Here is a 1,919-nt window from a genome sequence, read left to right as displayed (position 1 = left end):
CCGTGAGGGTGCCGAATACATGTGGTGGAACAATGTCGAAACCAAACCGGGCATCGGTTACCCGAAGCAGTGGGAAAACCAGGATGTGTGGAAAGGAGGATGGGAGAAGAATGGCGATAAGCTGAAACTTCGTTATGGCAGCAGGGCCTACATGCTCTCCAATCTCTTTTTTAATCCGCACACGCCGGAGATGAAAGATTACTACGGCGACGGTGATGTCTATACCTTCACCTACGACGACCTGCATGACAGCAAGCCGACCGACCAGCCGCCAACCGCGCGCCCGAAGTCTATGGTCACCGAAGAAGAGGACGTCCCCATTAACTGGGGTGTGAATTGGGAAGATAACGCCGGTGGTGCCCACATTACCGGTAAGTACGATGTGAATTTCGAAAACATGAGTCAAGAGGAAAAAGAAGCCACCCTGAAGTTCAGAGATGTCTTTTATTTCTATCTCCCCCGCATATGCAATCACTGCCTCAATCCCGGTTGCGCGGGTGCCTGCCCGTCTGGTGCCGCTTATAAGCGGGAGGAAGATGGCGTGGTTCTTATTGATCAAAACAGGTGTCGCAGCTGGCGCTATTGCGTTTCTGCCTGTCCGTATAAAAAGCCCTATTACAACTGGGCCAGCGGCAAGATGGAAAAATGCATTCTCTGCTACCCGAGGATCGAATCGGGCCTGCCCCCAGTTTGCTTCCACTCCTGTGTAGGGAAAATCCGTTCGTTTGGGCTTATTTTCTATGACATGGACCGGGTAGAGGAGGCTGCCTTGGCGAATGACCACGATCTTGTGGAGGCGCAAAGAGACATCATTCTGGATCCGTTTGATCCAGCGGTGATAAAAGGGGCCAAGGAGAGCGGTATCAGCGACGATTGGATTGACGCAGCACAACGCTCGCCCATTTATCAGATCGTCAAGAAATGGGAGTTGGCGCTGCCGCTTCATCCCGAATTCAGGACCCTGCCGAGCCTGTTTTACATTCCGCCCCTGGCCCCCATCACCACCAGTGCGGGGAAGAATACGCCAACGGGTGACGATATCTTCGGTATGGATGAACCGTCAGACGGTCCGCTTTTGAGTCTTGATGAGTTGGGAAAATTCCGTGTTCCACTCAAGTACCTTGCCAGTATGTTTGGAGCTGGCAATGAAGAAGTGGTGAAGAAAACCCTGCTACGGCAACTTGCGGTGCGGCACTACTCAAGGAGTGTCAGGGTGGACAATCAGCCCGATCTGGAAGTGCTCAAGCGGGTCGGATTGAGCGAACAAGATGCTAAAGATATAGTCCGGGCATTTTCCCTCGCCTTCTACAACGAACGCTTTGTGGTTCCTAACGCTAAGCGTGAAGAGACGGATATTAGTCCGTACACCGAGCGTGGCCTCGCCGGCTTCGATCAGATGAGTCCTTGGTCGCCGATGAAACGAAGGAAAAGTTACGTTAAGTCACACCACACAGAATCAAAAAGTTACGAGTAGTATGAACAAAGAGCAAATATTGAAAGATGTTTATGCGCTCGTTGCCGAGTTATGGTGCAATCCGCTCGACTCAGTTGATAACAGCGGTGGAATTCAAAAAAGCGCCGAAGAAGTAGTAAAAGACTTGGAGAGCATCGACCAAGAGAGCGCGGCACTGCTTTCCAGTTTCCTTGGGCAACATGCTATTTCCGAAGAAGATTATATTGATTTATTTGAATTGGATCCTCAATGCCCGCTTTATCTTGGCAGTCACACTTATGACGAGCCAAAAACGTGCGCCAATTCTGCAGTGTCTGACAGAAATGGGTACATGATCGAGTTGGCAGGAATTTACAGTCATTTCGGTCAGACGCCCAATGGTAAAGAATTACCGGACTACCTGCCGTTAATGGTGGATTTTCTTTCCCTGACTGCTGAAGCAAAAGACGATCCCGTGAGAGATAAG

At 50.5% G+C, this 1,919-nt stretch carries 2 protein-coding genes; both read left to right on the top strand.

The features are described from left to right. A partial coding sequence (gene narH, locus QF669_00085; protein MDP6455842.1) for a nitrate reductase subunit beta occupies positions 1 to 1,474 on the top strand: 1,474 nt, incomplete at its 5' end. Between the two features lie 19 nt (positions 1,475 to 1,493). Beyond that, the coding region (locus tag QF669_00080; protein MDP6455841.1) for a hypothetical protein at positions 1,494 to 1,919 on the top strand (426 nt) is incomplete at its 3' end.

The sequence above is a fragment of the Candidatus Neomarinimicrobiota bacterium genome, assembly GCA_030743815.1.
Taxonomy (GTDB): Bacteria; Fidelibacterota; Marinisomatia; order Marinisomatales; family S15-B10; genus UBA2146.
The sequence above is the reverse complement of the archived record's forward strand: the minus strand, read 5'-3'. Positions and strand labels throughout refer to the sequence as shown.